This is a genomic window from Halomonas rhizosphaerae (assembly GCF_030010555.1).
Classification (GTDB): domain Bacteria; phylum Pseudomonadota; class Gammaproteobacteria; order Pseudomonadales; family Halomonadaceae; genus Halomonas; species Halomonas rhizosphaerae.
Genome location: NZ_JASCQP010000023.1, coordinates 116,374 through 142,542 on the forward strand (window position 1 = coordinate 116,374; position 26,169 = coordinate 142,542).

Consider the following 26,169-nt stretch of genomic DNA (forward strand, 5'->3'; position numbering starts at 1 on the left):
TGCCGATTCCCGCATTCTGCCACGTCATGTGACGCGCGGGCCCTCGGTCATGCTTCAGTTATGGTCGACCAGCCCGGCCTCACCAGCCGCCTGGGCACAGTGGGCGCAGCAATAGACCGTATCGCCATGCTGAACACCGTGGCCGATCACGCGGCAGCCACACTGGGCACATGACGGTGCCAGCTTGTGGATGGCACATTCGAAGGAATCGAAATCGAAGCTCTGGCCGCCCTTGGTGACCGTGAAGGTGTCGTCGTATTGATTGCCGCAGGTCGCACAGGTACCCATCACACACCTCCTGCATGCCTTCCTCGGTGGATTCTCCCCGTGGCCCCCTGCTGCAATCCAACCGAACCGCAACGGTGTATTCCTGGCGCCAGGGTCATCGATGTCCGACCGGAAAGGCCGTCTTGACGATATATTCTTTACCCCCCCCCCAACGTAGCAGACGCCCGGCCCTCTGCTAGAACGTGACGGGCGCCGCAAGACGCAGAACGGGCGATCATGCATCGGCGGAGGCGCCTGAGCCTAGGCGTCGTCAGCCCTCCTGCGCGCCCGCCGCCTCTCGCCCAGCCGCGAGAGCGCGCGGCGCACCGGCCGCCACAGCCGGCTGAGCAGCCACAGCATAGGCAGTCATGGCGGCCGGTCATCCGTGAGGCTGAGGAACCTCAAGCGTAGCACCCCCGCCCTCCCGCAGACGCCGCCTCCGGCCCTTGGTATTCTCGGTAGTTATATCCATAGCTAAGTTCGAGGAATTGCCATGTGGGATGAACGCTACGACACCGACGACTATGTCTATGGCACCGAGCCTAACGACTTCCTGCGCGAGCAGGTGGGGCTGATCGGCGAGCCGCCGCGGGAGGTGCTGTGCCTGGCCGATGGCGAGGGGCGCAACGGCGTCTACCTGGCCAGGCTCGGCCATCGGGTGCTCTCCGTGGATGCCTCGGCGGTCGGCCTGCGCAAGGCGGCTCGCCTGGCCGAGCAGGAGCGCGTGCCCCTCGAGACCCTGGTCGCCGACCTCACCGAGCACACCTTCGCCGCCGAGGCCTTCGACGCGGTGGTGTCGATCTTCTGCCATGTGCCCGAGGCGGGCCGCCCGCACCTGCACCGCCAGGTGGCGCGCACCCTGAAGCCCGGCGGGATCCTGATCCTGGAGGCCTATACCCCGGCCCAGGTGCCGCGAGACACCGGCGGACCGGATACCCCGGACCGCACCCCCACCGCCGCGGAGCTGGAGGCGGCCTTCGCCGACTTCGAGATCCTCTCGAGCCGCGAGTTCGACCGCCAGGTAGTCGAGGGCCGCGGCCATACCGGCCTGGGGGCCGTGGTGCAGTTCATCGCCCGCAAGCGCCCGGCCTAGGCGGGCCGGCGCTCGCGCCCTTCCGTTGTCAGGACCCTGTCGAGGAAGCCGAGCAGTTCCGGCAGTTCCTCGTCGATATGCTGGCTGAGGTCGTGATCGCCGGGCAACAGGCGCAGCTCGGCCGGGGTGTCGCCGCGGCTGGCGTGGAGCCATTCGGCATCACTCGGGGGGATCACCTCGTCGTCACGGCCGTGCACCAGCAGCACCGGGCAGCGCACCCGCGGTAGGGTGGTCACGGGCGCGATGGCGTCGAAGCGATGGCCGATCACGTGCTCCACGTAGCGCAGCACGTACCAGCCCAGCGGGACGAACGGCAGCCGCTTCCCCGCCAGCCAGCGACGCATCATGCCTTCCGGGTGGGCGAAGGCCGAGAGGCTGACCACGGCGGCGATGTCGTCACGGCGCGAGGCGGCCAGCAGCACCGCCGCGGCCCCAACCGAATGGCCGAGCAGGGCCACCGGCGCATCGGCCATGCCCGGGCGGGCGCGCAGCCAGGCCAGGGCGGCCTCGGTGTCCTCGGCGAAGCGCGGCATGGAGGAGAAGCTGTCGGCGTCGCTCTCGCCATGGTTGCGAACATCGAACAGCAGCACGTTCCAGCCCGCCGCCTGCAGCGGCCTGGCCAGTGGCAGCATCAGCTCGCGGTTGGCGCCCCAGCCGTGGGTGATCACCACCGTGTCGCGATCCTGGCCGGGTAGCCACCAGCCCGCCAGCGTCCTGCCCCGTCGCGTGGGAATGGTCACCGTCTCCCCGGTCACGCCGTGCTCGGCAAGACCCTGCATGACCGGCACCCGCGGCGCGGCCAGGCTGACCCTCAGCCGCCGATGGAAGAGGTGCAGCAGCAATACCAGCCCCGCCGGCAGCAGGCCCCACCAGAGCCAACCCGGCACCACAGTCATCGCCTAGCCGCCGCCATTGAGCCACCAGGTGGCGGCATTGAGGTAGGCGGCGAAACTCACCCAGGCCAGGTAGGGCACCAGCAACCAGGCGGCGAGGCGCGAGACCGCGGCGAAGCGGCGGATGGTGAGCAGGATCAGCCCCCACAGCAGCAGCAGGTCGAGCAGCGCCAGGCCCATCCAGTGCAGGCCGAAGAACAGGATCGACCAGAGCGCGTTGGCGGCGAGTTGGGCGACGAAGGGCCAGAGGGTGGACCAGCGGGCAGCGGGCGGCGCGGCCAGGGTAGCCCGCCAGGCGGCCAGCGACATCAGCAGGTAGAGCGTGCTCCAGGCGATGGGGAAGACGAGGTCGGGCGGGGTAAGCGGCGGCTTGGCCAGCCCCGCGTACCAGTCGCCGGGCGGGGTGGCGATGCCGCTCAGCGCGGTCAGCACGACCAGCGCCAGCCAGCCGAGGAGGATCATCAGTGAGCGAGCCGGGGTCATGGGCGGCCTCCTTGCCAGTCGGACGTCAGGGGAGATTAGCACACTCCCAGGGCCGCCCCGGTCGGCGGCACCGCGCCCCGGGGCACCGAGCGGCGGCTATAGTAAGGTGGTCCTCGCCAACCGACTGCCGGAGCCCGCCATGACCGCCCGTCTTCCCCTGCACTTCGCCGCCCTCTGCCTGCTGTGCCTGTCCGGCGCTGCGCTCGCCCAGACCGGCGAGACGGAATTCCGCGCCTACGAGGATGCCCTGGCCCGGGGCGCCCAGCATGCCGACCTCTGGCAGGCGGGCTGGACCACCGTCTATGCCGGCAGCCTGGCGCTCAGCGCCTGGCAGGCAAGCGAGGCGAGCGACGACGAGGACCGCTATGACGGCCGGGTGGGCGTGGTGAAGTCGGCGCTTGCGCTGGGCGGCATGCTGCTGGACCGCCAGCCCCATCCCGCCGCCTACCGGGCGCTGCAGGCGGGCGAGGAGGGCGATATCGAAGGCGCCCGACGGCTGCTGCAGTCGGTGGCCGAGGAGGAGCGCTGGCGGCGCAGCTGGGAGGCGCGGCTGGGGTCGCTTGCCGTGAACACCGCGGCGGGGCTGGTGATCGGTGTGGGCGATGATCGTCCCGACGACGGCGCCCTCAACTTCGCCACCGGCATGCTGGTCAGCGAGCTGCAGCTGCGCACCCAGCCGGGCCAGGCCATGGCGGCGGTGAACCGCTTCCAGCCGGCGGCGGTGTCGTTCGGCGACGTGCACCTGGAGGGGGAAGTCGCCTGGCTGGTGGGGCCGAACCAGCTGGGCGTGGCGCTGCGCTATTGAGGGGCAGCTGACAGCACCCGGGGTCGCGTCTGGCGGTGGCCAGCGCCCGTATTGTTATGTTATAACCTCCGCCAGTTTTCCGGAGGCTCCCCCATGGCACACCATCGACACCGGCATCGCCCGGAAGGGCCCTGCCATTTCTCCCTGATGTCGCTCTCCGCGACCCGCCGCCTGCTGCTGGTCGCGGCACCGCTCGCCGCCCTGTGGCTGACGGTCTCCTGGGCCGCGGGATGGTGGTCCTGATGTCGCGCCTGCAACTGCACGACCTGCAGCTGGCCCGCGGCGGCCAGACGGTCCTCGAGCACCTGGACGGCCGCTTCCAGGACGGCGCCATCACCGCCCTGATCGGCGCCAACGGCGCCGGCAAGAGCACCCTGATCGCCGCCATCATGGGCATGCTGGCCCCGGTGGCCGGCAGCGTGGAGTGCCGGGTGCCCCGTGAGCGCTGCGCCTGGCTGCCCCAGCAGCTGGCGCTGGACCTCACCTTCCCGATGAGCGTGGAAGAGCTGATCATGACCGGCACCTGGCCGAGCCACGGGGGCCTGAAGGGGTACTGCGCGGCCCACTACCGCCGCGGCCGCGAGATCATGGCGCGACTGGGCATCTCGCACCTGGCGCACCGGCCGCTCGGGGAGCTCTCCGGCGGCCAGCGCCAGCGCGCCCTGCTGGGCCGCACCCTGATGCAGGAGGCCGAGCTGTTGCTGCTCGACGAGCCCTTCGCCAACGTCGACATCGAGACGGTGGACGTGCTGATGGAGGTGCTGCGCGACATGGCCCGGCAGGGTGCCACCATCATCGTGGTGATCCACGACATGGAGCAGCTCGCCCGCCTGGCCGACGACGTGCTGCTGCTCGCCGGCGGCCATGGCCGCTGGGTCAGCCCCGATGCCCTGCTCGACCACCACAGCGGCCTGGTGCCCCGGGTGCCGCGCCTGCCCCTGACCTTTCCGGATGCCTCCCATGCTGGCACTGCTTGAGGCCTGGCTGCTGGCCCCCTTCGACTACGGCTTCATGCAGCGCGCCCTGGTGGCCGGCCTGGCGCTGTCGCTGGCCGCCCCGCCGCTGGGGGTCTTCCTGATGCTGCGCGGCATGAGCCTGATCGGCGACGCCATGGCCCACGCCATCCTGCCCGGGGTGGCGCTGGGCTTCCTGGCCGCCGGCTTCTCGCTGCCGATCATGAGCCTGGGCGGCATCCTCTCGGGGCTGCTGGTGGCGGTGCTCGCCGGCAGCGTGTCGCAGATGACCGGCCACCGCGAGGACTCGGCCATGGCCAGCTTCTTCCTGATCTCGCTGGCCGCGGGGGTGATGCTGGTGTCGCTGGGCGGCAGCAGCGTGGACCTCACCCATGTGCTGTTCGGCTCGATCCTGGCCGTGGACTCCACCGCCCTGGTGCTGATCGCCGGCATCAGCAGCCTGATCGTGGTGATCCTGGCGGTGATCTTCCGCGCCCTGGTGGTGGAGTGCCTCGACCCGCTCTTCCTGCGCGGCCAGGGAGTGCGGGGCGGCGTGGTGCACGGCATCTTCCTGGGGCTGGTGGTGCTCAACCTCACCGCCGGCTTCCAGACGCTGGGCACCCTGATGGCGGTGGGCCTGATGATGCTGCCGGCCACCACGGCCCGCTTCTGGAGCCAGCGCCTGGAGGGGCTGATCGCCATCGCCATCGGCATCGCCCTGGTGGCCAGCACCGGCGGCCTGCTGCTCTCCTACCACCTCAGCCTGCCCTCGGGGCCGGCCATCATCCTGCTGGCCGGCGGCGGCTATGTGCTCTCCGCGCTGTTCGGCCGACACCACAGCCTGACCGCCCGCTGGCGCCGCCATGCCGCGCCACTGGGCGCCCCCGAACACGACTGACACAGCGAACCGAGGAATCCTGCCATGCGCCTTTCACGCCCCTTTGCCCTGCTCGCCGGGCTTTCCACCCTGCTGGCCCTGCCCGCCGCCCTGGCCGCCGAGCGCGTCCAGGTGGTCACCAGCTTCAGCATCCTCGCCGACATGATCGAGAACGTCGGCGGCGAGCATGTCGAGGTGACCGCCCTGGTGGGGGCGGACAGCGATGCCCACGTCTACTCGCCGCGCCCCACCGACGCCCGCGCCCTGGCCGAGGCCGACCTGGTGGTCTTCAACGGCCTGCAGTTCGAGGGCTGGATGGAACGGCTGATCGACGCCAGCGACTTCGCCGGCCCCCTGGTGGTGGCCACCGACGGCATCGAGGCGCAGCTCACCGCCGCGGAGGCCGACGGCCATGATGACCACGACGATGCCGAGGATCACGGCCATGAGGCGCATGGCGATGAGGACAACGAGGCCCACGACGACCATGACCATGGTTCCATCGATCCCCACGCCTGGCAGGACCTGAGCATGGGCCAGCTCTACGTGGCCAATATCCGGGACGGCCTGATCGAGGCCGACCCGGACAACAGCGACGCCTACCGGGCCGGCGCCGAGCGCTACCTCGAGGAGATCGCCGCCACAGATGTCGAACTGCGCGAGCTGCTCGGCGGGATTCCCGCTGGCACCAGCGTGATCACCGGCCATGACTCCTTCGGCCACTTCGCCCGCGCCTACGGCCTGGCGTTCCTCTCGCCCCAGGGGCTCTCCACCGAGGCCGAGCCCAGCGCCGCCAACATGGCGCGGCTGATCGACGTGATCCGCGAGGAGAACGTCCGGGCGCTGTTCCACGAGAACATGACCAGCCCGGCGATGATCGACCAGCTGGCCGAGGAGACCGGCCTGTCGGTGGCCGGCACCCTCTATGCCGACGCCCTGGCCAGCGAGGGCGAGGCCAGCAGCTGGCTCGGCATGATGCGCCACAATGCCCGCACCCTGCACGATGCCTTGGCCGAGCCGGGGGATGATGACCATGGACATGACGACTACGGGCATGACGATGATCACGGGCACAGCCACTGAACATCAGGCTCATTACGCTGCCAGCGCCACCTTCGGGTGGCGCTGTTTTTATATGGACACCGATTTTATGGGACCATCGAGCTCCGGACGCGAAGGATGTCTCCCATGCTCGAGTTCCGCCAGGTCCACAAGGCCTATGCCACCCCCCTGGGCCCGCTTGAGGTACTGACCGGGGTCAACCTGACCCTGGCCGCCGGCGAGAGCCTGGCGCTGATGGGCGAGTCGGGCTGCGGCAAGTCGACCCTGCTCCACCTGGCCGCGGGCCTCGATCTGCCCGATCGCGGCGAAGTCCGGGTCGCCGGCCGGGCCATCTCGTCGCTCGGCGAGGCGGGCCGGGCACGGCTGCGTCGCGAGACCCTGGGCCTGGTGTTCCAGCAGTTTCATCTCGTGCCGAGCCTGACCGTCCTCGACAATCTGCGCCTGCAGGCGCGGCTCGCCGGTCGCGAGGATCGCGCCTGGTCGGCAGAACTGGTCGAGCGTCTGGGCCTGGCCGGGCTGGCGAGGCGCTACCCGGAGCAGCTCTCCGGCGGCCAGCAGCAGCGCCTGGCCATCGGCCGTGCCCTGGCGCCGCGCCCGGCCCTGCTGCTCGCCGACGAGCCCACCGGCAATCTGGACGAGAGTACCGCCGACGAAGTACTGGACCTGCTACTGGCCCTGGTCCGTGATACCGGCTCCGCCCTGCTGATGGTGACCCACAGCCCCCGGGTGGCCGCGCCGCTGGACCGCTGCCTGCAGCTTTCGCATGGCCGTATCGGCTGATTCAGCGTTGCAAGGACACCAATACCGTGACCATCCCCTCCGTCTGGGTCTTCAGGGCCGGACTCATCGCCACAGTGACGGCCATCATGGCCGGCATCTGGTGGCTGCTCCAGGGGCTGGGCCTGCCCATGAGCTTCTCCCCTTCCGGCATCGCCGAATGGTTCAACAGCCAGGGCAACCTGGGGCCCCTGCTGCTCCTGCTGTTGATGATGCTGGCGGTGGTGGTGGGCCCGATTCCCACCCTGCCGGTGACCGCCGCGGCCGGGCTGGCCTTCGGCCTGCTCCCGGGCGTGCTGCTGTCCATCATCGGGGCCATGACCGGGGCCATGATCGCCTTCACCCTGGCCCGGCTACTGGGGCGGAATGCCTTGCGCGCCAGGCTGCCGACCAATCCGCTGTTCGGTATCCAGGGCTCGCAGCGCCTGCTGTTCCTGACCGTACTGGTCACGCGCCTGGTGCCCATCTTCTCGTTTGCGCTGGTCAGCTACGCCGCCGGGGTCACCGCCATCACCACGGGACGCTTCGCGCTGGGCACGGTGATCGGCATGCTGCCCATGACCCTGGTGTTCGCCGGCCTCGGGCGAGCCTTCGAGCTGCACCCGCTGTTCTCGATCACGGCCGCCGTCGTCATACTCACCGTGATGACCCTGCTGCCCTGGTACCTGAGCCGACGGCGCCACTCCCGGCTGGCCCGCTGGCTACACCTGGACGACGAGCCACCCGGGAAGTAGCCGGCAACCGGCGACTCGGCGGGTGTTGCCGGATGCCCGAACTCCCCGCCCCGTCGCTGGTATGAGACGATACCGGCACCAGGGGCACACGGCCCCGCTCGCTCGCCACCCACGTGCCCCCATGCTCACCGCCCTGCTGACCCTGCTCTCCCACTATCGCCGTCACCCCGGCCAGCTCGCCATGCTGCTGCTCGGCCTCTGGGTGGCCGGCGCGCTGTGGAGTGGCGTGCAGGCGATCAACGCCTCGGCCCGGGACAGCTACGACAGGGCCGAGGCGCTCTTCACCACCGGCCTGGACCGCCTGGAGCGCCGCGACGGCGAGCCCCTCGTCCGTGCGGACTTCGTGTCCCTGCGCCGCCAGGGCCTGCCGGTCTCGCCGCTGCTGGAAGGCACGGTGGTGACATCGCGAGGCGAGCGGCTGACGGTGATCGGCATCGACCCGCTGACACTGCCCGGCGACAGCGCCTTCGCCACGGGGGGCAGCCGCGGCGAGCTCACGGCCTTCTTCACCCCGCCCTGGCAGACCCGGCTGGCCCCGGATACCGCCCCGCGGCTGGGGCTCGAGCGGCAGGCGGCCCCGGGCACCGAGCCGTCTCTGGCCAATGGCCATCGGCTACCGCCGCTGGTCCTCGCCCCGGCGCTGCCGCCGGACACCCTGGTGGTGGACATCGCCGTCGCGGCCCGACTGCTGGAGCGTGGCACCGCGGTCAGCCGGCTGGTGGCGGCGGCCGGCGCGCTGGAGACGGCTCCCGAGGGCTACCGGCTCGGCCGTGCGGACACCCTGGTCGACCCCGGCGAGCTCACCGCGAGCTTCCACCTCAACCTCAGCGCCATGGCGCTGCTGGCGCTGATCGTCGGGCTCTTCATCGTCCAGGCGGCGCTGGGGCTGGCGCTGGAGCAGCGCCTGGGACTGCTGCGCACCCTGCGTGCCCTGGGCGTGCCGGGGCGCACCCTGGTCGCCCTGCTGGCGCTCGAGCTGGTCCTGCTGGGCGTCATCGGCGCCCTGGCGGGCATTGCCAGCGGCGTCTGGCTGGCCCGTGCCCTGCTGCCGGACGTGGCGGCCACGCTGCAGAGCCTCTACGGCGCCGCAGTGGGCACGCAGCTGCGCCTGCCCTGGCACTACTGGCTGGGCGGGCTCGGCGTGACCCTGGGCGGGCTCTTCGTCGCCGGCAGCGGCATCCTGTGGCGGGCCGCACGGCTCGGCGTGCTGGGGCTCGGCCAGGCCCAGGCGTGGCGCGCCGGCTTCCAGCGCCAGCTGCGTGGCCAGGCCATCGCCGGCACCCTGGCCGCCCTGCTGGCCCTGGCGATGTGGGCCTGGCTGGCCGCGCAGCCCGCCGGCGAGGGGCTGGTCGCCGGCTTCGTGCTGGTGGGGGCGATGATGCTGGCCTGCGCCCTCTGGCTGTCGCCACTGCTGGCGGCCGGGCTTTCCGGCCTGGGCCGGCTCGCCCGGCGCCGCCCCCTGACCCAGTGGGCGCTGGCCGACCTACAGCTCCAGCTGCCGCGCCTCTCGCTGGCCATGATGGCGCTGCTGATCGCGCTCTCCGCCAACCTGGGGGTGGGCAGCATGGTCGGCGGCTTTCGCCTCACCTTCCTCGACTGGCTGGACCAGCGGCTGACCGCCGACCTCTACCTGCGCCCGCCGGCCGGACAGTTCGACGCGGTGCAGGCCTGGCTGGTCGAACGCGACGAGGTCGCCGAGCTGCTGCCCACCGCCGACGCCGAGTCGACCCTGCTCGAGGTGCAGGCCGGGGGCGACCAACGCAGCCTGGAGGTGCCGGTGACGCTGTTCGGCATCACCCCGGGCGCCCGGCTCACCCCGACCTGGCCGCTGCTCGAGACGCGGGCCGGGCGGGACGCGGCCTGGCGCGCCCTCGAGGAGGGAGAGGCCTTCATCAACGAGCAGCTGGCCCTCGGCCGGGGCATCGCCCCCGGGGACCGGCTGGTGCTGCGCTCGCCGGGCGGCCACCAGCGAGTGACGGTGGCCGCCATCTACCCCGACTACGGCAACCCCCGCGGCGAGGTGCTGCTGGCCACGGCTGCGCTGCGGGAACGCTTCGCCGCCGCGCCGGGGTCGCTGGGCATCGTGCTCGCCGACACGGACCCGCCGAGGGAGCGCCAGGCCGAGACGCTCTCCCGGGCGCTCGCCGCCCGCTTCGCGCTGGGCCGCGAGGCCCTGCGCGACCAGCGTGAGATCAAGGCGCTCTCCACCGAGATCTTCGAGCGCACCTTCGCCATCACTCGGGCCCTCAACGCCCTGACCCTGGCCGTGGCAGCCCTGGCCCTGCTCGCCAGCCTGCTGGCCCAGGCCCGGGAACGCCGCCGCCGGCTGGCGCCGCTCTGGGCGCTGGGGGTGACCCGGGGGCGCCTGGCCGGCATCCAGCTGACCCAGTTGGGCGGGGCGGCGCTGGCCACGGGACTGGCCGCCGTGCCGCTGGGCATCGCCATCACCGCCTGCTTGGTGGCGGTGATCAACGTGGCCGCCTTCGGCTGGCGCCTGCCGCTGCATGTCTTCCCCGCCGAGATCGCGCTGACCCTGGCCACGGCCCTGGGGGTGGCGCTGCTAGCGGCGGCCCTGCCGGCCCTGACCCTCTGGCGCACCCCACCCCGCACCCTGCTGGCCGAGGAGGAGGCGACATGAGGCGCTGGCTGACCTGCCTGCTGGTGGCACTGCTTGCCACACTGCTGGCGGGCTGCGAGGACGAGACGCCCCCTGCCCCGTCCCAGGGCTTCGCGGGACTCGGCGCTGAGGCCGGCGGCTTCCGGCAGGCCACACCCGGCACCCGTCTGCGCTTTCCCGAGGACCACGGCCCCCATCCCGACTACCGCCTGGAGTGGTGGTACCTGACCGCCAACCTGGAAGATTCCGGCGGCGAGCCGCTGGGCGTGCAGTGGACCCTGTTCCGCCAGGCCCAGCTGCCTCCCGCCGAGCGCCCCGAAGCGCCCGGGCCCTGGGCCGCCGACCAGCTGTGGATGGCCCACATGGCCGTCTCCCGGGGAGCGACGCATCGGGTGGCCGAACGCTTCGCCCGGGGTGGCTCGCGGGAAAGCGACCCCGAGCGGGACCCGGCGGGCGTCACCGCGGTCCCCTTCCGTGCCTGGCTCGACGACTGGTCGATGGTCAGCCGCGTCGGGCACAGCGACCGGGATGCCCTGTCAGAGCTTGAACTCGTCGCCACGGCCGAGCATGACGGCGCGCGCTTCGGCTACCGGCTCTCGCTTTCGGCCGAGGGGCCCCTGGTGCGACACGGCGAGAACGGCTTCAGCCAGAAGTCCGCCGACGGCCAGGGCTCGATCTACGTCAGCCAGCCCTTCTACCGGGTCAGCGGCGAGGTCACCCTGGACGGCAAGTCCCACCAGGTGACGGGCCGCGCCTGGCTTGACCGCGAGTGGACAAGCCAGATTCTCGAGGGTCACCAGCAAGGATGGGATTGGGTCTCGCTGCACCTGGAAAGTGGCGACAAAGTAGCGGCAGCGCAGGTTCGTGGTACCGGGAAGGCCGGCGGCAACTATCGGGCCGGTACCTGGATCAGCCCAGCAGGCGAGACCCGCGCCCTGACGCCGGGTGAGTTGGAATTGACGCCCCTGGCCACGTCGACCGTGGCCGGCCGGGAGCTGCCTACCCGCTGGCGGCTACAGGTCCCGGACCAGGATCTCGATCTGGTGATCGAGGCGCCCCACGCCGATCGCTGGATGGCCACCACGGTAAGCTACTGGGAGGGCGAGGTGATCGCTCTCGATCGAGAAAGCGGTGAAACGCTCGGCGAGGGCTATCTCGAGATGACCGGCTACTGAGCCGATGACGACCGGGAGGACCGCCATGCCGCTGCTGGATGCCATCACCGCCTTCGTCCGTGTCGCCGAACTGGGCAGCTATACCCGGGCCGCGGAGGCCCTGGAGCTGTCGAGAACCCGGGTGTCGCGGCTGGTCATGCAGCTGGAGGCCCACCTCGAGGTACGCCTGATCCAGCGCACCACCCGGCGACTGCACCTGACCGAGGCGGGTGAGCGCTACCTGGCGCGGGCCCAGGGCATCCTGCAGGCCCTGGAGGACGCCGAGGCCGAGGTCGGCGCAGGCCGCGTCGAGGTGCGAGGCCGCCTGCGGCTCAACGGTCCGATGAGCTTCGGCACCCGCCACCTGGCGCCCCAGGTCGCCCGCTTCATGGTCGAGCACCCCGACCTGGACGTGCGCCTGGACCTCAACGACCGTCGCGTGGACCTGCTCGAGGAGGGCTATGACCTGGCGATCCGCATCGGTGCGCTGCCGGACTCGAGCCTGGTGGCCCGCCGGCTCACGCGCTGCCGGCTGCTGCTGTGCGCCTCGCCCGGCTACCTGGCCACCCACGGGGAGCCCGGGGACCTGGAGGCACTGGCCGAGCATCGCTGCCTGCGCTATCGCACCGGCGGTGGCACCGAGTGGCAGCTCGGGGGCCGGCGCCTGGCCGTGCAGGGGCCGCTGGACAGCAACAATGGCGATGTCCTGACCCTGGCCGCCGAGGCCGGGCTCGGCATCATCCACCAGCCGAGCTTCCTGGTCGCCGAGAGCATCCGCCGCGGGCGGCTGGTTCCCATCCTGGCCGATGAGCCGCCGGTGACGCTGGGGATCCATGGGGTGTTCCCGGCCCGCCGCCACCTGCCGGCCAAGATCGAGCGCTTCCTCGACTTCCTGGCCGAGGCCTGGGGAGACCCGCCGACCTGGGAGCGGGAGATGGAATTGTCGCCGTTTACGCAATAATGATTTTCATCTAGGCCAGATTATCTTCTGATGGGCCGCGAGTAGAGTGAGCAGCATCAACGCACACCAACCCCCCGACGGAGATTGCGACCATGACCACCCAGGCCCTTGCCACGAACCGCACCGAGTCCCTGCAGCCCCACGCCATCGCCCTGCTGCGCATTGCGCTCGGCGTCATGACCCTGGCCCACGGGCTGATGAAGGTCTTCCTCTTCACCGTGCCCGGCACCGTGGGCTACTTCGAGTCGCTGGGCCTGCCAGGCGGCCTCGCCTACCTGACCATCCTCGCCGAAGTGGGCGGCGGCATGGCGCTGATCCTCGGCCTCTTCACCCGCTGGGTGAGCCTGGCCCTGGTGCCGGTGCTGATCGGCGCCGCCTGGGTCCACCTCGGCAACGGCTGGGTCTTCTCCAACGAGGGCGGCGGCTGGGAGTTCCCGGTATTCTGGGCCATCGCCCTGCTGGTCCAGGCCGGCCTGGGCAGTGGCAGCCTGACCGTCAACCGCCGCCTCGCCTGACCCATCGACCTCGCCGCCCCCTCAGGGCCGGCGCCCGTCCACCGGAGGAGAACCGAGATGCTTCCCAGCCTGTTCATTTCCCATGGTTCGCCGATGCTGGCGCTGACCCCCGGGCCGGCCCACGACTTCCTGCGCCGGCTGGGCCGCGAGCTGACACCTACGGCCATCCTGGTGGTCTCGGCCCACTGGGCCAGCCGACAGCTGCGGATCAGCACCACCGCGCGTCCCGAGACCATCCACGACTTCGGCGGCTTCCCCCAGGCACTCTTCGAGTGCCAGTACCCCGCCCCGGGTGAACCGGCGCTGGCGATGCGCCTGGCCCGCGAGCTCAACGCCGTGCCCACCGAGCGCGGCCTGGACCACGGCGCCTGGGTGCCGCTGTCGTTGATGTATCCCGACGCCGAAATCCCGGTGGTCTCGCTGTCGCTGCCGGTGGAGTGGTCGAACGCCGAGCTGGTGGCGCTGGGCGAGAAGCTGGCCGCGCTGCGCGAGGAGGGCATCCTGGTGATCGGCTCGGGCAGCCTGACCCACAACCTGGCGGAAATGCAGGCCCTGGAGGCGCCGATGCCGGACTGGGTCGGCGAGTTCGCCGACTGGGTCCATGCCCGGCTGGACGCCGATGACCGGGCCGCCCTGCTCGACTGGCAGCGCGCGCCACAGGCGCGGCGCAACCACCCCACCGCGGAGCACTTCCAGCCGCTGCTGGTGGCCATGGGGGCCGGCGGGCCGGGCAAGCGGCTGCACCACAGCGTGGAGCACGGCGTGCTGGCCATGGACCTCTATGCCTTCGCTTGAGGACAGCGGCGCCAGGTGAGTCGCCACGCCACACATGAGCGAGGCCGCCCCGTGGGGCGGCCTCGTCGTGTCATGCATCGCGGCAGGATCAGGCGTCGGGGACCTCCAGCACCTGCTGCACGGCCGGCCAGCCCGGCTCGCCGTCGCGGGTGGTGACCCCCTCGAGGAAGGCCTGCACCTTGCCGGGGTTGGCACGGATCCAGTCCAGCGCCACCGCCTCGGGTTCGCGCTCCTCGTAGCTGAAGCCGCGGATCATCGCGCTCTGGTCATCGGCCGTGAAGCTGAGCCGGTCGAGCAGCCGGGTAGCGTTGGGGGCGGCCTCGGCGAAATCGCTGGTCACCAGGGTGCGCACGTCGCTGCGCCCGCCGTCCGGGCCCCACATGTCCTGGGTGTCGGTCAGGTACTCGACGTCATACTCGATGTTCATCCAGTGGGGCGTCCAGCCGGCGAAGACGATCCACTCCTCGCGGTTGATGGCCGCGTCCACCGCGCTGAGCATGCCCGGCGTGGAGGTCTCGGAGAGGTCCCAGTCACCCAGGCCATAGGTGTCGTTTTCGACGGCCTCGTTGAGGGTGTCGCTCATGCCGGAGCCGACCTCGATGGAGTAGACGGTGCGCCCGAGCTTCTCGGCGATCTCCTCGTCGGCCAGGTCCTCGGCGGAGGTCACGCCGGCGTCGTAGACATAGCTCGGCACCGCGAAGCCCAGTCGGGCGCCCTCGACGTTGTTGCCGAGATCGACGATGAGGCCCTTCTCCATGGTGGCGTCGAACATCGACTGCTGGGCGGGCAGCCAGGCGGCGAGGAAGGCATCCAGTTCGCGCTGGGTGAGGGCCTCGTAGGTGATGGTGGAGCCCAGTTCCTGCTGGCGGGTCTGATAGCCCAGGGCATCCAGCAGTTGGGCGGCCAGGGCGGTCTTGACGGTCACGCCGGGCCAGGCGGGCACGGAGAAGCGCACCTGTTCGGGCTCCTCGGCCAGGGCAGCGGAGCTCCAGGCCAGCGGGGCGGCCAGCAGGGCACCGGCCAGGGCTAGGGTCACGGGACGATTCAGCGCTTTCATCGGGTCTCCTTGGCAGGTCATGCCATGAACGAACATGGCCGAGACCTTATCCGCCGGCGCCGTTTAAGGCAAAGACCGCCCCGCCGGGAACACCGAGAGGGATCAGTCGCCCATCTGGCCGAGGCGGTCGGCCTGCACGACCTCGATCCAGTAGCCATCGGCGTCCTTGACGAACACCACGTCCTTCATCTTGCCCTGGTCACCGCGCTTGACGAAGGTCACGTCGTTGGCGTCGAACCAGGCCTGGGCGGCCTCGAGGTCCGGCACGCTGAAGCAGATATGGCCGAAGCCCTGGGGGTCGGCGTTGCCGTCATGGTAGGCGAAATCCCGCTGCGCCTCGGTGCCCCAGTTGTGGGTCAGTTCGAGCACGCCGCGCTGGCTGAAGGTCCAGACGGTGCGTTCCCCGCTCTCCTCCGGAACGCGCTCGCCGGCTTCCGGCCGCGCCAGGAAGTAGAGCGAGAACTGCATCTCCTCGAAGTCGAGCCGACGCAGTACCCGCATGCCGAAGACGCGGGTATAGAAGGCCAGGGCCCTCTCCGGGTCCTTGACCCGCAGCATGGTGTGGTTGAGGCGAAAGCCCTCGCTGTCGGCGGTGGGCGCCTGGACGCCGGGATGCTGTTCTCCCTGGAAGCTCATGGTGACTCCTTCTCACAGGGGTGGATGGTCAATGTGCCGTTGACGTGAGGGCGGCTGGCGCGCTTTTCCACCCCGCCGGACGGATCTCGCCTGGCAGCGCAGGCCGCCACTCCCTTTATAAGACATATACACATATTGCATTTACCGCCACGACGCCGGCAACCGTCACATGAAACGTGCTTGATATGGGTGAAACGCCTTCTACACTAGTTGTACATCCATATCCCCCACGAGGCAGCCCCATGTCCATCCCGGCCTATCAATTGGGTGACCATGTCACCCTCAAGCAGATCGCCAATGCCGTCGCCCATGGCCTCACGCCGATCGTCGAGGTCGAGTCGATGGATGGCATCTATACGGTGCGTTTCCATCACGCCAATGACGTCTCGGAGCTGTCCGACAGCCAGGGGCATACCCGCACCTTCCTCGGCACCGGCGAGATCCGCGACCTGCTCGGCGGCATCGGCCTGACCCACGGGGTGCTGACCTGGGGCGACCAGTGCGGCGACGAGATGATCGGCGTGCCGGGCCATGCCCTCTCGCCGGACGAGATGCTCGCCAGCGGCACACGCATCGCCTTTCGCTGATGCGCCGCCGGGGGTAGGCTGACGGCATGACCGCCCGTGAGTGAGCCGAAGATGCCCGAGACACCCGCCCTGCCCCACCAGTCGCTCGGCCATGCCCTTCCGATGGCCGGCTCTCGCCTGCTGCTCATGATGCTGCTGGCCGCCCTGCTGGCCGGCTGCGCGGGCAGGGAACTCGCCACCCGCGACGCGCCCGGCGGTCTCTCCATCGACCGGGCGCTGATCCTCGCCGAGGCCAGGCGCGCCCTGGGCACCCCCTACCGCCTGGGCGGCACCACCGAGCGCGGCATGGACTGCTCGGGACTGGTGCAGCGGGCCTACTCCCGAGCCGGCATCCGCGTGCCCCGCACCTCCCGGGAGCAGTTCGAGGCCCTGCCGCGGGTCGACGAGGCGCGCCCCGGCGACCTGCTGTTCTTCGCCACTGCCGGGGGGCGCAAGCCAAGCCACGTGGGCATCTACCTGGGCGAGGGCGAGATGATCCATGCCCCGGGGCGGGGCCGCCGGGTCACCACCACCGCCCTGGCGCTGGACTACTGGCAGGAGCGCTTCCTGGGTGCCGCCGCGCCCGCGCCCTGACGCTCTGCCCTCGAGGGATGACCCGCCAGTCAGTCCCCCACCCATGACCATACTACCCGCCTCAGGCAGGCGATATGCCGGTCCTGCCGGCGCCCGGCGGTGCGAGATGACGGCCGAGGGCTGGGCCTATATCCGCGCCTGAATCGGCGGGACCGAGGTTTATCCCGTTCCCTTAAGCGGGCGTTAAGTTGCCGGGACCAGAGTATCGGGGAAACGTCATGGAGACGCCCCGATGCGACGCCCCGCCCCCCTGCCCTCCCCCGCGCCGTGCCGGCAGCCGCCGCTGGGCCTGTGCCCGCCACCGCTGGCCTGGCGCGAGGCCCACCACTGGCGCGAGCGACGCCGCCTGGAACAGCTCGTGCGCCGCCGCTTCGCCGCCGAGCACGGTGCCCACATCGGCCACTTCCTGCCGCGCCTCTTCGGGCTCTGGCAGGCCGACACCCCCGTGGCGGCGGTGGGCATGCGCGCCGCCGCCAGAGGGCCACTGTTCCAGGAGCACTACCTGGACGACAGCGCCGAGACCTTCCTATCCCGCCGCCTCGGCCGGGCGACGTCCCGCGACGAGATCGCCGAGATCGGCAACCTGGCGAGCCAGCGGCCGGGCCTGCAGCGTCCGCTCTACCTCCACCTGGTGGAGCAGCTGGCGGCGGAGGGCATCGCCTGGCTGCTGTTCACCGCCACGCCCGAGGTCCATAACGGCATCCGACGGCTGGGGCTCGAGCTCCACCCGCTGATGCCCGCCGACCCGGCCCGCCTGGGGGCCGGCCAGGCCGAGTGGGGGCGCTACTACGACCGCCACCCCTGGGTGATGGCCGGCGACCTGCGCCGGGCCCTTCGGGACCTCGTCGACCGCGGCCTGCTGCCGCTCGCAGACCCGGCGGAGGTGACCGATGCCCGGCTCGCCTGAGGCCCTCCTCGAGCGGCTGGCCCGCCACGCCACCGATGGCCCCGAGCGACCGGCCCTGGACGACGGCCACCGCCGAGTCACCTTCGCCGAGCTGCCAGCCGAGGTCGAGGCCCGACGGCAACGCCTGGCCGCCGCCGGAGCAGAGCGGGTGGCCCTGGCCCTGGACAACGGCATCGACTGGGCCCTGTGGGACCTGGCCCTGCTGCGGGACGGACGGGTCGCGGTGCCGGTGCCCGCCTTCTTCAGCGACGCCCAGCGCCGTCACCTGGTGGCGAGCGCCGGCCTGGACGCCTGGATCGGCCCCGGTGCCGAGGCGCTCGGCTTCTCCGCCACACCGGACCCGTCCATCGCCACCCGGCGGGTGGCCTCGCGTCCGGCCCTGCATGCCGGCACCACCCGCATCACCTTCACTTCCGGGACCAGCGGCACCCCCAAGGGCGTCTGCCTCGACGGCCTCGCCCCGCTGACGGTGGCCGAGAGCCTCGCCACGGTGGTCGAACCGCTCGGTATCGAACGTCACCTGGCGATGCTGCCGCTGGCGACCCTGCTCGAGAACATCGGCGGCCTCTACGTCCCGCTGTGGCTGGGCGCCACCGCCTGCCTGCCCGCGGTCGCCGAGCTGGGCTGGCAGGGGGCGAGCGGCTTCGACCCTCGCCGGGCCCTGGCGGCCCTCGAGGCCTTCCGCCCGCACAGCCTGATCCTGGTGCCCCAGCTGCTCCAGGCCCTGGTGGCGGCGAGCCCCGAGGCCCCGGAGAGCCTGCGCTTCGTCGCCGTGGGCGGCGCCCGGGTGGCGGCCACCCTGCTCGAGAGTGCACGGGACGTCGGCTGGCCGGTCTTCGAGGGCTACGGGCTCTCGGAGTGCGCCTCGGTGGTGTGCCTCAACCGGCCCGGCGAGGCGGCCGGTGGCGTGGGCCGACCGCTGCCCCATGCCCGGGTCCGCCTGGCCGCCGACGGCGAGGTGCAGGTCCGGGGGGCCACCATGCTCGGCTACCTGGGCGAACCGGCCGCCGGCGACTGGCACCCCAGCGGCGACCTGGGCCACTGGGCCGGCGAGGCCCTGGCACTCGACGGCCGCCGCCGGGAGGTCTTCATCACCGCCTATGGCCGCAACGTCGACCCCCAGTGGGTGGAGGGCGAGCTCTGCGCCCGGCCGGCCATCGCCCAGGCGCTGGCCTTCGGCGAGGCCCTGGCCGGGAACCGGGCGCTGATCGTCCCCGCCGCGCCCGACCTCGATGACGACCGACTGGCGGCGGCGGTTGCCGCCGCCAATGCCGGCCTTCCCGACTATGCCCGCGTGCAGGAGTGGCGACGCTGCGCGCCCTTCACGCCGGAGAACCATCAGCTGACGGCCAATGGCCGCCTGCGCCGCGACGCAATCCATGGCCGCTACCGCGACTGGCTCCTCGCCGGCCGGCCCCATCCCGCCCAAGGAGTGACCCCATGACCCCCTACCAGCACCTCCAGGCCGCCACCCGCGCCGAGCGCGACTGGCTGCTTTCCACACCGCTGCTGACCCGCGCCCTGGCCGGCGAGGTGAGCCGCAGCGAGTACCTGGCCTTCCTCGGCCAGGCCTATCACCACGTGCGCTTCACGGTGCCGCTGATGATGGCCTGCGGCGCCCGCCTGCCGGACCGGCTGGGCTGGCTGCGCGACGCCCTGGTGGAGTACATCGAGGAGGAGCATGGCCACGAGCAGTGGATCCTCGACGACATTCGCGCCGCCGGCGGCGACCCCGAAGCGGCCGCCGCGCGGCCGGCGGACCCTGCCACCCGGCTGATGGTGGCGGCGGTGCGCGACGAGATCACCCACGGCAACCCGGTGGCCTTCTTCGGCATGGTCCAGGTGCTCGAAGGCACCAGCACGGCACTGGCCACCCAGGCCGCAGAACGCCTGCAGGCGAGCCTCGGCCTGCCCGACGACGCGGTGCGCTATCTGACCTCCCACGGCAGCCTGGACATCGGCCACCTGGCCTTCTTCGAGGGGCTGGTGAATCGCCTCGAGGCCGACGACCTGGCGGCGGTGATCGACACCGCGAAGACGGTCTATCGCCTCTACGGCGCCATGTTCCGCGGCGTCGAGGCCCGCTGTGCCGGTGGCAGCGCCACCCGGGAGCTCTCCGATGCGCTGGCCTGACGGTTGGTCTCGCAGCCCAGCCCTGCCGGAGGGGGGCTGGCCCGCCCAGCGGATCCTGCTCACCGGCGCCAGCGGCGGCATCGGCCAGGCCCTGGTGGACGAGTTCGCCGCCGCGGGCGCGACGCTGCTGGTCACGGGACGCCGAGGCGAGGCCCTCGAGGCCCTCGTCGCCCGCCACCCGGGCCAAGTGACGGCCCTGGCCGCCGACCTGACCCGCCCCGGGGACCGAGCCGCACTGGTCGGGGCCGCCGCCACGGCAGGCTGCACCATGCTGGTCAATGCCGCCGGGGTGAACCGAGTAGGGCTGTTCGAGTCCTGCAGCGACGAGGAGCTCGAGGGCCTGGTCACCCTCAACCTCACCGCCACCCTGCAGCTGACCCGGGCGCTGATGCCGATGCTGCTGGCGGCGCGGCATGGCTGGTTGGTCAACCTGGGCTCGACCTTCGGCACCATCGGCTACCCCGGGCAGGTCGGCTACTGCGCCACCAAGTTCGCCCTGCGCGGCTTCAGCCAGGCCCTGCGCCGGGAGCTCGCCGATACCCGCGTGCGGGTGCTGCACGTCGCCCCCCGGGCCACCCGCACCGCCATGAATGCCCCTGAGGTGGAGGCGATGAACCAGGCACTCGGCAACACCATGGACACCCCCGCCCGGGTGGCCTGCACGGTGCGCCGCGCCATCGAGCGTGGCCGCGAGGAGACCCAGTTGGGCCGACCCGAGCGGCTCTTCACGCGGCTCAACAGCCTGCTGCCGAGCCTCGTCGATCGGGCCCTGGCGCGCCAGCTGCCGGTCATCCGCTGCTTCGTCGCCACGCCCGGCGAAGCCGCTCACCGCGACACGCCCTGACGCGTCCCGACAGGAGGACTTCCGCCATGACACGACACGACAGCAAGACACCGACCGTGAGAGGTCACCTGGCCGTGACCCTGCTGGCCACCGCCCTGGCCTGCCTGCCGGCCACCGGGCTGATGGCCATGGAGGCCGAGATCGCCGAGCCGCTCGCCCGGCTGCAGCAGCGCTGGGCCGAGATCCGCTACGAACTGCCCGAGACACAGCAGGCGGACGCCTATGCCGCCCTGGCTGCCGAGGCCAACCGCCTGCTCGAGGCCCACCCCGATGCGGCCGAGCTGCACGTCTGGGCCGGCATCGTGCACTCCACCCAGGCCGGCGCCAGCGGCGGCCTGGGTGCCCTGAAGCTGGTCAAGCAGGCCCGCGCGGAGCTGGAGACCGCCCTGGCGCTCGATCCCCTGGCACTGGACGGCTCGGCCTACACCAGCCTCGGCGCCCTCTACTACCAGGTCCCCGGCTGGCCGATGGCCTTCGGCAACGACGACAAGGCGGAGTGGCACCTCAAGCGGTCCCTCTCGATCAACCCCGACGGACTCGACAGCCTCTACTTCTGGGGCGACTATCTGCACCAGCAGGGCCGCGACGGCGAGGCGCGCCAGGCCCTGGAGAAGGCGCTGCAGGCACCGCCCCGTCCCGGCCGCGAACTCGCCGATGCCGGCCGCCGCCAGGAAGTGCGTCGCCTGCTGGCCCAACTGAAGGAGTGACCCGCCCCCCCCATGCGCATCCTGCTGGTAGAGGACGACCCCAGCCTGGCGGCGGGCATCCGCCTGGCCCTCAAGCCGGAGCACTACACCGTGGACCTGCTGGCCGATGGCCGGCAGGCCCTGGCCGCCCTCAAGGGCAACGAGCCCTTCGATGCGGTGATCCTCGACCTCGGCCTCCCCGGGCTCGACGGCATGCGGGTGCTGGAGGCGACGCGTCGGCGCGGCAACCGCGTGCCGGTGCTGGTGCTGACCGCCAGGGACGGCATCGACGACCGCATCGCGGGCCTGGATGCCGGTGCCGACGACTACCTGGTCAAGCCCTTCCAGGTCGCGGAGCTGAAGGCCCGGCTGAGAGCCCTGCTGCGCCGCAGCCAGGGGCAGGCCAGCAGCGTGCTGGAGGCCCGCGGCATCCGCCTCGATCCCGCCACCCATAGCGTCAGCTACCGCGGCGAGCCGGTGTCGCTCTCGCGGCGCGAGTTCTCCCTGCTCCAGGAGTTCCTTGCCCACCCGGGCCGGGTGTTCACCCGCGACACCCTGACCCGGCTGGTCTACGGCTGGGACGAGGAGGTGGAGAGCAATGCCATCGAGGTGCACGTGCACCACCTGCGGCGCAAGTTCTTTCCCGAGCTGATCCGCACCCTGCGCGGCATCGGCTACGTGCTGGACAGCCCCGTGCCGGACAGGACGGGCTGATGTCGATCCGTCGACGCACCCTCGGCGTGGTGCTGCTGGTCTTCGGCCTCAGCATGCTGGTGATCGGCCTGACCAGCTACCGCGATGCCGCCCACGAGGTGGAGGAGCTGTTCGATGCCAACCTGGCCCAGAACGCCCGGCTGCTGGAGGGGCTGATGCGCGCCCCGCTGGCCGCCGAGCAGCGCGAGGCCCTGCTGGCCAGCCTGGACAGCGCCCTGCAACGCGCCGAGCAGGCCGACCAGCGCATCGCCGGCCACCGCTACGAGAGCAAGCTCGCCTTCCAGCTGTGGGAAGACGACCGCCTGCTGCTGCGCTCGGCCAGTGCGCCGCAGCAGCCGCTCACGGCGCTCGCCGAGGGCTACCAGGACACCCGCCTGGAGGACCATGACTGGCGGGTCTATGCGCTGAGCACACCCGAGGAGGAGCGTCGCGTGATGGTGGGCGAGCGCGAGGACGTGCGCGGCGAGCTGGTGACCCTGATCGCCCTGCGCACCCTGATGCCGGACCTGCTGGGACTCCCCGTGCTGGCCCTGCTGCTGTGGTGGGCAATCGGCTGGGGGCTGCGGCCGCTGTCGCGGATGGCCGAGCAGATCCGCCACCGCGATCCCCACACCCTGCAGCCCTTGATCCTCCACCGGCTGCCGCGGGAGCTGGAGACCATTGCCGGCGCCCTGAACCGCCTGCTCGAGCGCATCCGCGCGCTGCGGGTGCGCGAGAAGCGCTTCATCGCCGACGCCGCCCACGAGCTGCGCACGCCGCTGGCGGTGCTCGATCTGCACGCCCAGAACGCCCTGGCCGCCGAGGACCCGGCGGACCGCCGCGAAGCGCTGGACAAGCTGCTCGACGGCGTGGCCCGGAGCACTCGCCTGGTCACCCAGCTGCTCGCCCTGGCCCGCCTGGACCCGGAGGGGGAGTCGCCGCTGTCCGGCCAGCCCGCCGACCTGCTGCTCGAGGTGCGCGAGGCGCTGGCCAAGCTCTCGCCATTGGCCGCGGAACGCGGCATCGAGCTGCAGCTGGAGGCCGACGAGGCCGCCGACTGGGCGCTCGCGGTCGAGCCCGGCGCGATCGACACCCTGATCCAGAACCTGGCCGGCAATGCGCTGCAGCACTCCCCCGAGGGAGGCACCGTCACGGTCGGGCTGGTGGCCGGCAAGGACACCCTGACCCTGGTGATCGACGACCAGGGCCCCGGCATCCCGGCTGAGCAACGCCCCCAGGTCATTGAACGCTTCCACCGTGCCGGTCCGGGCGCCGGCGCCGGCCTGGGGCTCTCCATCGTCGACCGGCTGCTGCAGCGCCACGGCGGCCACCTGCGGCTCGACGACGCCCCGGGCGGCGGGCTCAGGGTGTCCGTCCTGCTGCCGCGCACGCAGCAGGTGGCCTGACCGCCTCCCCGCCAGCCGGCGTCGGGCCTGCCGGACAAGCAGGACCGGGGCCCCGCAGCCGCTGCCACCCACCCGCCCGGGGTTTGGCCCTCACTCCCGTCCCGTCGCGTCCCGGCTGGCCAGGTCGGGGCGCGTCTCGTACTCCACGCCATGGTCGCGCAGGTAGTCGCGGATCAGCTGTCGCACCACCTGGGAAGGGGTCAGGTCCTGGGCCGCACACAGCTGCTCGAAGGCCCGCTTCTTGTGCGGGTCGATCAGCAGGGTCAGGCGTGCCGTCTTCTTTTCCATCGCGATTCTCCGGAAGCATTATCATTAAATGTTAATGCGCGCTGCCGGGCGGGGCAATGCCGGGAACACGTTTGTCGATAATACTAACGACATGTTAATGTCATTCACATAAGCAACCGGGTCACCGCCCAGGGTGGATGCGGCCACTGGCTCATCCAGGGGCGGGTGATCCCGCAACGAGGAGACCCCGCGCATGGCACGCCACCGACCGTCCCCGCGACTTCCCGGTATCGCCACCGGCCTGCGCGCGGCCTGGCGAGACGGCTACGGGCTGGACGACCTGCGCCGCGACGTCCTGGCCGGGCTGACCATCGGCACCGTGGCCGTGCCGCTCTCCATGGCCCTGGCGATCGCCACCGGCGTGCCTCCCCAGCACGGGCTCTACACGGCGATCGTCGCCGGCGCCATCATCGCGCTGACCGGCGGTTCACGCTTCAATGTCTCGGGCCCCACGGCGGCCTTCGTCGTCATCCTCTTCCCGATCGTCCAGCAGTACGGCCTGGGCGGCCTGCTGATCGCCTCGATGATGGCCGGCGTGATCCTGGTGGCGCTGGGCCTCACCGGCATGGGACGCCTCATCCAGTACGTGCCCTATCCGGTGGTGCTGGGCTTCACGGCGGGGATCGCGGTGGTGATCGCGGTCCTCCAGGTGCCTGACTTCCTGGGCCTTCAGGTCGGCCAGTTGGGCGAGCACTTCGTCGAGAACCTGGGACGGATCGCCGCCTCGCTGCCGAGCCTGGAGCCACTGGAGCTGGGGATCGGAGCCTTCACCCTGGGGGTCATGCTGTTCTGGCCGCGCCTGCATCTGCCGATTCCGGCGCCCCTGATCGGGCTGGTGGTCGGCGCGGTGGCGGCCTATGCGGTCAACCACGGGATCGGCGACCCGAGCACGGGGAATCTGGTGGAGACCATCGCCTCGCGCTTCACCTGGGAGGCACAGGGCGAGACGGGCAGCGGCATTCCCCCGATCGCGCCGAGTCTCGTGGCCCCCTGGCGACTGCCCGGCGCGGATGGCGAACCCCTGGCACTGGACTTCGAACTGATTCGCGCCCTGCTGGGTCCCGCCTTCGCCATCGCCATGCTGGGGGCGATCGAGTCGCTGCTGTGCGCGGTGGTCTCCGACGGGCTGACCCGGACCCGGCATGACCCCAACGCCGAGCTGATCGGCCAGGGGCTTGGCAATATCGTCGCGCCGCTGTTCGGCGGCATCACCGCCACGGCTGCCATCGCCCGTACCGCCACCAACATCCGCAGCGGTGCCCGTTCGCCGATCGCGGCGGTGGTGCACTCGCTGGTGGTGCTGCTGGCGGTGGTCGCGCTGGCCGGCCTGCTGGGGCTGGTGCCGATGGCCGCGCTGGCGGCGCTGCTGTTCATCGTCGCCTGGAACATGGGCGAGGCCCGCCACTTCCTGCACACCCTGCGCTCTGCCCCACCGGGGGACGTGGCCATCCTGTTGACCTGTTTTACCCTGACCGTGCTCTTCGACATGGTGCTGGCGGTGGCCGTGGGCATCGGGCTGGCAGCTGCCCTCTTCATCCGGCGCATGTCGCTGCTGACCCAGACCCAGCGGGTCGACAACGGGTCGCATGCCAGCATCGACGAGCTGCCCGCCGAGATCGCCCTCTACGACATCGATGGCCCGCTGTTCTTCGGCGCCGCCGAGAAGGCGCTCACCTCGCTGCACCTGGTGGACCCGAAGGTGCGGGTCGTCATCCTCGACATGCATGACGTGCCGAGCATGGATGGCACCGCCATCGTGGCCCTCCAGGCCCTGGTCGACGAGATGCATCGCCAGGGGGTCGCGCTGGTGCTGGTCGGCCTGCCGGCGCGCATCCTCGTCAAGCTGCGCCGTGCGGGCATCCGCCGCACGGCCGGCCAGCTGACGTGGTGCCGGGAACTGGCCCACGCCCGGAAGGTAGCCCTGCGCTGGCTCGCCCGTACTGCCTGAAGATCCACTATGCCACTGACACGCAACGGCCATCGCGCCTTAAGCGGACCTTAAGACGGCTCCTCTAGCGTCTGGTGAACGGGGAACAGGTCCCCGTCCATCGAACCACGAGGAGGCGACACCATGGGGACTGTCACGCGTGATACCCCCGCAGCGGAACACCTGGCGAGCGCTCGTCGAGCCGGCCTGCTGGTGGTGGCCGGCTGGCTGCTGCTGGCTACGGGCGTGCTGCTCGCCGACTGGGCAGCGGTGGAGCTGCCGCTGGGACTGATCGGCCTGGGTGCCGCGGCCCTGGCCCGGCTGTGGCCGAGCCCGGCCCTACAGTCGGACACCCTCGACGCCCTGTACAGCCTGACCCTGGCCAGCCTGATCACCCTCTCCGGCTTCCACCTGCTGGCCTGAACCCGGCCTTTACAGCCAGGGAG

The 26,169-nt window shown here is 71.3% G+C and carries 30 protein-coding genes; 24 read left to right on the plus strand and 6 right to left on the minus strand.

From position 1 onward, the window contains the following. Nucleotides 1–54: 54 nt before the first annotated feature. Nucleotides 55–288, minus strand: a complete 234-nt coding sequence (locus QLQ83_RS08480; protein ID WP_282735086.1) for a hypothetical protein — start codon at nucleotides 286–288, stop codon at nucleotides 55–57. A 472-nt stretch (nucleotides 289–760) separates the two neighbouring features. Between QLQ83_RS08480 and QLQ83_RS08485 the strand changes: the two genes are divergently transcribed. Next, complete coding sequence (locus QLQ83_RS08485; RefSeq protein WP_282735087.1) at nucleotides 761–1,360, plus strand: class I SAM-dependent methyltransferase; 600 nt, start codon at nucleotides 761–763, stop codon at nucleotides 1,358–1,360. On the opposite strand, the gene QLQ83_RS08490 is transcribed toward QLQ83_RS08485, so the two are convergent. Both QLQ83_RS08490 and QLQ83_RS08495 read right to left on the minus strand, forming a co-directional pair. Next, nucleotides 1,357–2,256 (minus strand): alpha/beta hydrolase, encoded by a 900-nt coding sequence (locus QLQ83_RS08490; protein WP_282735088.1) that lies wholly within the window; start codon nucleotides 2,254–2,256, stop codon nucleotides 1,357–1,359. The two genes, QLQ83_RS08485 and QLQ83_RS08490, sit on opposite strands and share 4 nt — an antisense overlap. Nucleotides 2,257–2,259: 3 nt before the next feature. After that, nucleotides 2,260–2,736, minus strand: a complete 477-nt coding sequence (locus QLQ83_RS08495) for a TspO/MBR family protein (RefSeq protein WP_282735089.1) — start codon at nucleotides 2,734–2,736, stop codon at nucleotides 2,260–2,262. Nucleotides 2,737–2,875: 139 nt separating this feature from the next. Between QLQ83_RS08495 and QLQ83_RS08500 the strand changes: the two genes are divergently transcribed. The 12 genes from QLQ83_RS08500 to QLQ83_RS08555 all read left to right on the plus strand — a co-directional run bounded on the left by QLQ83_RS08500 (nucleotide 2,876) and on the right by QLQ83_RS08555 (nucleotide 13,986). Continuing rightward, complete coding sequence (locus tag QLQ83_RS08500) at nucleotides 2,876–3,541, plus strand: hypothetical protein (protein WP_282735090.1); 666 nt, start codon at nucleotides 2,876–2,878, stop codon at nucleotides 3,539–3,541. A gap of 93 nt (nucleotides 3,542–3,634) precedes the next feature. Next, the gene (locus tag QLQ83_RS08505) at nucleotides 3,635–3,784 is read left to right on the plus strand and encodes a hypothetical protein (protein ID WP_166644574.1); all 150 of its coding nucleotides are present in this window, start codon (nucleotides 3,635–3,637) and stop codon (nucleotides 3,782–3,784) included. Next, a complete protein-coding gene (locus tag QLQ83_RS08510) occupies nucleotides 3,784–4,518 on the plus strand; it encodes a metal ABC transporter ATP-binding protein (RefSeq protein WP_282735091.1) in 735 nt (244 codons plus the stop codon). Before QLQ83_RS08505 ends, QLQ83_RS08510 begins: the two co-directional genes overlap by 1 nt. Further along, a complete protein-coding gene (locus tag QLQ83_RS08515) occupies nucleotides 4,502–5,392 on the plus strand; it encodes a metal ABC transporter permease (RefSeq protein WP_282735092.1) in 891 nt (296 codons plus the stop codon). The genes QLQ83_RS08510 and QLQ83_RS08515 overlap by 17 nt, the downstream gene beginning before the upstream one ends. 24 nt (nucleotides 5,393–5,416) lie before the next feature. Beyond that, nucleotides 5,417–6,454, plus strand: coding sequence for a metal ABC transporter solute-binding protein, Zn/Mn family (locus tag QLQ83_RS08520; protein WP_282735093.1), 1,038 nt, complete (start codon nucleotides 5,417–5,419; stop codon nucleotides 6,452–6,454). 105 nt (nucleotides 6,455–6,559) lie between these two features. Next, nucleotides 6,560–7,213: an ABC transporter ATP-binding protein gene (locus QLQ83_RS08525; RefSeq protein WP_282735094.1), complete on the plus strand. Its 654-nt coding sequence runs from the start codon at nucleotides 6,560–6,562 to the stop codon at nucleotides 7,211–7,213. Between the two features lie 26 nt (nucleotides 7,214–7,239). After that, nucleotides 7,240–7,944, plus strand: coding sequence for a TVP38/TMEM64 family protein (locus QLQ83_RS08530; protein ID WP_282735095.1), 705 nt, complete (start codon nucleotides 7,240–7,242; stop codon nucleotides 7,942–7,944). A 121-nt stretch (nucleotides 7,945–8,065) separates the two neighbouring features. After that, nucleotides 8,066–10,582 (plus strand): ABC transporter permease, encoded by a 2,517-nt coding sequence (locus QLQ83_RS08535; protein WP_282735096.1) that lies wholly within the window; start codon nucleotides 8,066–8,068, stop codon nucleotides 10,580–10,582. Then, complete coding sequence (locus QLQ83_RS08540) at nucleotides 10,579–11,736, plus strand: lipocalin-like domain-containing protein (RefSeq protein WP_282735097.1); 1,158 nt, start codon at nucleotides 10,579–10,581, stop codon at nucleotides 11,734–11,736. Before QLQ83_RS08535 ends, QLQ83_RS08540 begins: the two co-directional genes overlap by 4 nt. 25 nt (nucleotides 11,737–11,761) lie before the next feature. After that, the gene (locus QLQ83_RS08545) at nucleotides 11,762–12,676 is read left to right on the plus strand and encodes a LysR family transcriptional regulator (RefSeq protein WP_282735098.1); all 915 of its coding nucleotides are present in this window, start codon (nucleotides 11,762–11,764) and stop codon (nucleotides 12,674–12,676) included. 92 nt (nucleotides 12,677–12,768) lie between these two features. After that, complete coding sequence (locus QLQ83_RS08550; protein WP_282735099.1) at nucleotides 12,769–13,191, plus strand: DoxX family protein; 423 nt, start codon at nucleotides 12,769–12,771, stop codon at nucleotides 13,189–13,191. 57 nt (nucleotides 13,192–13,248) lie between these two features. Continuing rightward, complete coding sequence (locus QLQ83_RS08555) at nucleotides 13,249–13,986, plus strand: DODA-type extradiol aromatic ring-opening family dioxygenase (protein WP_282735100.1); 738 nt, start codon at nucleotides 13,249–13,251, stop codon at nucleotides 13,984–13,986. Between the two features lie 88 nt (nucleotides 13,987–14,074). Here the strand turns inward: QLQ83_RS08555 and QLQ83_RS08560 are convergent, their stop codons facing one another. After that, nucleotides 14,075–15,043 (minus strand): ABC transporter substrate-binding protein, encoded by a 969-nt coding sequence (locus tag QLQ83_RS08560; protein WP_282735101.1) that lies wholly within the window; start codon nucleotides 15,041–15,043, stop codon nucleotides 14,075–14,077. Nucleotides 15,044–15,145: 102 nt separating this feature from the next. Continuing rightward, entirely contained in the window at nucleotides 15,146–15,679 is a 534-nt protein-coding gene (gene gloA / locus QLQ83_RS08565; protein ID WP_282735102.1) for a lactoylglutathione lyase, read from the minus strand. Between the two features lie 242 nt (nucleotides 15,680–15,921). On the opposite strand from gloA, the gene QLQ83_RS08570 reads away from it, so the two are divergent. The 9 genes from QLQ83_RS08570 to QLQ83_RS08610 all read left to right on the plus strand — a co-directional run bounded on the left by QLQ83_RS08570 (nucleotide 15,922) and on the right by QLQ83_RS08610 (nucleotide 23,508). Then, a complete protein-coding gene (locus QLQ83_RS08570; RefSeq protein WP_282735103.1) occupies nucleotides 15,922–16,266 on the plus strand; it encodes a hypothetical protein in 345 nt (114 codons plus the stop codon). Between the two features lie 51 nt (nucleotides 16,267–16,317). After that, nucleotides 16,318–16,839: a C40 family peptidase gene (locus QLQ83_RS08575; RefSeq protein WP_282735104.1), complete on the plus strand. Its 522-nt coding sequence runs from the start codon at nucleotides 16,318–16,320 to the stop codon at nucleotides 16,837–16,839. Nucleotides 16,840–17,071: 232 nt separating this feature from the next. After that, complete coding sequence (locus tag QLQ83_RS08580; protein ID WP_282735105.1) at nucleotides 17,072–17,746, plus strand: thermostable hemolysin; 675 nt, start codon at nucleotides 17,072–17,074, stop codon at nucleotides 17,744–17,746. Next, entirely contained in the window at nucleotides 17,730–19,190 is a 1,461-nt protein-coding gene (locus QLQ83_RS08585) for an AMP-binding protein (RefSeq protein WP_282735106.1), read from the plus strand. Before QLQ83_RS08580 ends, QLQ83_RS08585 begins: the two co-directional genes overlap by 17 nt. Further along, nucleotides 19,187–19,879: a TenA family transcriptional regulator gene (locus tag QLQ83_RS08590; protein ID WP_282735107.1), complete on the plus strand. Its 693-nt coding sequence runs from the start codon at nucleotides 19,187–19,189 to the stop codon at nucleotides 19,877–19,879. The genes QLQ83_RS08585 and QLQ83_RS08590 overlap by 4 nt, the downstream gene beginning before the upstream one ends. Continuing rightward, a complete protein-coding gene (locus QLQ83_RS08595) occupies nucleotides 19,866–20,723 on the plus strand; it encodes an SDR family oxidoreductase (RefSeq protein WP_282735108.1) in 858 nt (285 codons plus the stop codon). Before QLQ83_RS08590 ends, QLQ83_RS08595 begins: the two co-directional genes overlap by 14 nt. Nucleotides 20,724–20,749: 26 nt before the next feature. After that, on the plus strand, nucleotides 20,750–21,430 hold the full coding sequence (locus QLQ83_RS08600; protein WP_282735109.1) for a tetratricopeptide repeat protein: 681 nt from the start codon (nucleotides 20,750–20,752) through the stop codon (nucleotides 21,428–21,430). 12 nt (nucleotides 21,431–21,442) lie between these two features. Further along, nucleotides 21,443–22,123: a response regulator gene (locus tag QLQ83_RS08605; RefSeq protein WP_282735110.1), complete on the plus strand. Its 681-nt coding sequence runs from the start codon at nucleotides 21,443–21,445 to the stop codon at nucleotides 22,121–22,123. Then, nucleotides 22,123–23,508: an ATP-binding protein gene (locus QLQ83_RS08610; protein ID WP_326521403.1), complete on the plus strand. Its 1,386-nt coding sequence runs from the start codon at nucleotides 22,123–22,125 to the stop codon at nucleotides 23,506–23,508. The genes QLQ83_RS08605 and QLQ83_RS08610 overlap by 1 nt, the downstream gene beginning before the upstream one ends. 90 nt (nucleotides 23,509–23,598) lie before the next feature. Here QLQ83_RS08610 and QLQ83_RS08615 read toward each other — a convergent pair whose 3' ends face one another. Then, on the minus strand, nucleotides 23,599–23,796 hold the full coding sequence (locus tag QLQ83_RS08615; RefSeq protein WP_282735111.1) for a CopG family transcriptional regulator: 198 nt from the start codon (nucleotides 23,794–23,796) through the stop codon (nucleotides 23,599–23,601). 193 nt (nucleotides 23,797–23,989) lie between these two features. Here QLQ83_RS08615 and dauA point away from each other — a divergent pair, with 193 nt between their 5' ends. Both dauA and QLQ83_RS08625 read left to right on the plus strand, forming a co-directional pair. Then, a complete protein-coding gene (gene dauA, locus QLQ83_RS08620) occupies nucleotides 23,990–25,744 on the plus strand; it encodes a C4-dicarboxylic acid transporter DauA (protein ID WP_282735112.1) in 1,755 nt (584 codons plus the stop codon). 123 nt (nucleotides 25,745–25,867) lie between these two features. Next, nucleotides 25,868–26,146, plus strand: a complete 279-nt coding sequence (locus QLQ83_RS08625; RefSeq protein ID WP_282735113.1) for a hypothetical protein — start codon at nucleotides 25,868–25,870, stop codon at nucleotides 26,144–26,146. The last annotated feature ends 23 nt before the right edge of the window (nucleotides 26,147–26,169 follow it).